Here is a 4,203-nt window from a genome sequence, read left to right as displayed (position 1 = left end):
TTTAAAATACCATCGAGATACCATCCACTATGATCCAAATAAGTGACATAAGCGCCAATACCATAAGTATTGATACCACTGGTACCACCCCGTGCATGCGCAACACGGGCACGATCATAACTGCCAAAACCACCTATATAAAATTCTCCATTTTCCCACNAATCCCTAAACCATTCGTTGAAACTGCCTTTAGAGTATTTTGATAATGATTGTATTTTAAAATACCATCGAGATACCATCCACTATGATCCAAATAAGTGACATAAGCGCCAATACCATAAGTATTGATACCACTGATACCCCCCCGTGCATGCGCAACACGGACACGATCATAACTGCCAAAACCACCTATATAAAATTCTCCATTTTCCCATTCGCTTAAACCATTGATCCCTAAAACAATACCTGTCTGATCTAACTTAAAATCTATATGCTCTGTCGCAATACTCTCTTTAGATTTAATCGCATAGGTCCATAAAGCTGCATTCTTTTTACTTTTATCTAGAATTCCTCTTCCCGCACGCACTGTTTGCATTTCGTTGTGAAACACCATCGCTGGAGCTACAGACATAGACAATACCGCATCTGTAGAGGGCGTAGTCAAAAAGTGAGAAACTGAAAGCGTCTCACTCAATTGTGGAGAAGGTTGTTCTTTATGAACTGGACGCACAATCATCTGATCGGCTAAAGAGTGAGAAGATTCTGAAACAGCAGTTTGTTGCTCTTCAGCAGAAAGAGGATGAGAACTGGCTAGACCTGAGACTTCAATAACGTGACTTCCAAGAGAGGAAACAGTTGAAGAAACAAAAGCTGGAGATCTTTGACTCAAGTTTTGGCGGTTTTTTCTTCGACGTGGCAATTTAATAGCATGCTCTTGTGATGCTGCAATCGTTGAAAGAGAAGAAACTGATTGATTTTGATTTAAATGCCGCACAGATCTGCTTCTACTACGTGGTAAACTGTTGAGAAATGAAACATTATCAATAAATACTGCAGATAAATACCAAACTTTTTCACCCCCATCCTCATCAATTCTCTGTTTTAAACCATACGTATAGGTTCCGCCATCAATAGTTTTAACATTTGCACCAGAAAAGCTTCTCAGGGTAAAATGTGCGCCACCACTTTGATCAAAAATTAAATCAAGTCCTGCTGAAGAAGGATCAACAATTTCAATACCAGAATCTACGACACTTATTGTATGAAAACCACTCCCATTCTCAATAAAGAGGTAATCACCTTTTTCTTCTGCAAGGCTAACATTAAAGTTAAAATGTAGACTCCCTGCTAGATTATCAATGTAAAGCTGAGAGTAATATAAATCATCTTCAAAAGAGGTAAAAATGACTTTTCCTACACCGCTTAACTGCTGAATGCGTGTACTTTTGTCGTCAAACCCACGAGCAACGGAGTATAATTGAGCGTCTTCTCCATTTAATTCAATGTTTTCTACTATAGTTTGTTGACCATCGTCTCCAGCATCAAGATGGAGCCCACCAAAATCCTGAACTTTTATTTCTCCTCCTAATATTGCACCAGGAGAAATCCATGAATTAGCATTACCTTCAATCGTTAGATTCTTTACAATTCCACCTGCATAGACTTCTTGAACACCACCAGTGCGTAAAATGACTGTATTTGCTTCACCTCCTGCTAAAACACGCTGCACACCCTCTGAAAAGATTTCAGCATTTACAGCTAAACCGCCGGCTTTTTCTGCAAAGTTATCATCATTAGGAAACCACTTAGCAAGAGTTTGTACTCCTCCACTCATCACTTTTGTTCCCACAGCCATCCCATCATCATATACATTCTGCTGTCCCGGCGTATCACCTTGACCATAAAGTGTCGTGTTATAAGCACTGCTCCCCACAATTCCACCATTTACATAACCATTTCCGAAAACAAGCTGCTCCCCACCATAAATTTCAGCTCTCAATGCGGTTCCTCCTCCCTCCACTCTTTGTTTTCCACCCTCGTAAATAATCGTAAATTCTGAGATCCCCTGTTCCCCTACAATCTCTGAACCACCATTTTCAATTGTTGTATTCTTACTAAAACCACCAGTCTCAACATAGAGTGTTGCAGTTTCTGGAACCGTATTATTAATGGATAATTTAAAATCATCCGCTTCTCCATCACCAGCAATATAAACTATGCTATTGTCATCAAGTACGGAGCTTTGCAAAATTTTTTCACGTGTACCAGTAATGAAATCCTCTGCATAAAAACTGAAATCACCTTTATAAGAATTGGTTATAGAATCTTCCAAAGGAGAACCATACTTTTCTTGCTCAAAAGATTCAGCTATAGGCAACTTCGTATGAGAGGGAGGAAAGATCGGAGTAGAAATTTTTCCGATGTAGATGGTGTCGATAAAGACCAAATCTTTCCACCGTTATGATCTCTTTTCTTAAGAGCGTACATGTAGACTCCATTGTCAACAGTAGCTATTTCTTCACCCCAAAATCTATCAGAGTAAAATGTGCATTTCCGCTTTGAACATGAATTAAATCAAGCTCCAAAATTAAATTCTGATTTTGTAGAAGAGAATCGGTCATTTCAACACCAGAATCGATAACGCTTATGGTGTGATGACCTGCTCCTCTTTTTATCAGAAGATAATCACCGCGCTGTTCTACAAAATTAGTATTAAACCTAAAATGTAAATTACCTGAAAGATTACCGACCTCAAGTTTAGAGTAATGTGGATTAAACACGGTAGAAGTAAAAATAACACGACCATTCCCACTCAGATTCTCAATCAAAGAACTTTCACCATCTATATTAGAGGCAATCGCATACAATTTTGTATCTCTGCCATTTAAGACAATTTTTTCTACTTCAGTACGAGATCGCTCAGCACCAGCATAAAGATAAATCCGTCCAGAATCATGAATCATAGTGCTTCCTTCTAATGTTGCACCAAAATGTAACCACGATTGTGCTTGATCTCTAATTATTAAATCCTTTACATAGCCTCCTAAATCTATTGCTTGGAAAGCATTCCCTTGTAAAAGAACGCCAATCGCGATTCCCCCCGCTAAAATGTGTTGCTCTCCACCAGAAAAGACCTTCGTATCAAATGCAAAACTGCTATAATCGTTTAGATCCTCTTCTACATAAAGATTTTGTATCCCTCCTTCCATGATCTTTGTGTTAAAAAACCTCTCCATAATCGTACAATACATTGATTTATAATGATAATTCACTGTTTTGTATGTTGAATGAGAGTCTCGAATAACGTAGGATTCTCTCATTTCAAATCTGTTTATGTTGAATCAATCAAAACCACTCATTTGTACATAACAAGTGGGATGAGTGTGTGGATAAAATTTGTATAAGAAAGGACTAAAAATGGCTCTTATGAACCGTCTTAATGCAAGGGCTGTCGCAACATTGGGAGCTGGCAAATATAATGATGGTGCCGGCTTGTTACTTCATAAGCGTAAAGATGGAGGTGCTCAATGGATTTACCGTTTTACCATTCATGGGCGGCGCCGTGAAATGGGCTTGGGTGCTTTAAGAGATGTTTCTTTAAAACAAGCCCGTGAATGTGCAATGCAATGGCGTGCTGTTTTACGTGAAGGGCGTGACCCTATTAAAGAACGCGATAAACAAAAGCGTGAGGCAATAAGCAATCTCCATTACTTAAAAGATATTGCTTTAGATACTTTTGAAAGTCGGAAATCTGAGTTAAAAGGCGATGGTAAAGATGGGAATTGGTTTGCACCTTTACGCCTACATATTCTCCCTAAATTAGGCTGTCTGCCTGTTTCTGAGATTACACAAACAGAGATACGCAATGTTCTTGCCCCTATTTGGCATTCAAAAGCTGGAACAGCTAATAGAGCTCTTACCCGTCTTAATCTTTGTCTCAAACATGCGGCTGCCTTGGGTTTGAATGTTGATTTACAAGCAACAGAAAAAGCACGCGCGCTCTTAGGTAAACAACGTCATAAAACACAAAATTTACCAGCCATGGATTGGAGAGATGTGCCTACTTTTTATAAAACACTTTGCGAAGCATCAACCTTAACACAATTGGCTTTGCGTTTGCTTATTCTGACAGGGGTTCGTACCAATCCTTTGTGTCATATTCATAAAGACCAAGTTGATGGCGATATCTGGACTATCCCTGCTGAAAATATGAAAGGTTTGCGTGATGCTACAACAGAATTTCGTGTGCCCTTATCATCAGAG

3 protein-coding genes and 1 pseudogene are annotated in these 4,203 nt (G+C 39.0%); 1 reads left to right on the top strand and 3 read right to left on the bottom strand.

All coding sequences use genetic code 11. The features are described from left to right. The 3 genes and pseudogenes from ACFIK7_RS04640 to ACFIK7_RS04630 all read right to left on the bottom strand — a co-directional run. Positions 1-158: pseudogene (locus ACFIK7_RS04640) on the bottom strand (autotransporter domain-containing protein); the annotation flags it as partial. Further along, positions 134-2,386 carry a BafA family autotransporter gene (gene bafA, locus ACFIK7_RS04635; protein WP_375663012.1) on the bottom strand — a complete coding sequence of 751 codons (2,253 nt, stop codon included), beginning with the start codon at positions 2,384-2,386 and terminating at the stop codon, positions 134-136. The gene bafA and the pseudogene ACFIK7_RS04640, both read right to left, overlap by 25 nt. Positions 2,387-2,450: 64 nt before the next feature. Beyond that, positions 2,451-3,260 carry a pertactin-like passenger domain-containing protein gene (locus ACFIK7_RS04630; RefSeq protein WP_375663011.1) on the bottom strand — a complete coding sequence of 270 codons (810 nt, stop codon included), beginning with the start codon at positions 3,258-3,260 and terminating at the stop codon, positions 2,451-2,453. A gap of 97 nt (positions 3,261-3,357) precedes the next feature. On the opposite strand from ACFIK7_RS04630, the gene ACFIK7_RS04625 reads away from it, so the two are divergent. Beyond that, on the top strand, positions 3,358-4,203 hold an 846-nt coding region (locus tag ACFIK7_RS04625; RefSeq protein ID WP_375663010.1), incomplete at its 3' end, for a tyrosine-type recombinase/integrase.

This window comes from Bartonella sp. CL266QHHD (assembly GCF_042195355.1).
Taxonomy (GTDB): Bacteria; Pseudomonadota; Alphaproteobacteria; order Rhizobiales; family Rhizobiaceae; genus Bartonella.
This window is presented reverse-complemented; position numbering and strand designations above follow the sequence as displayed.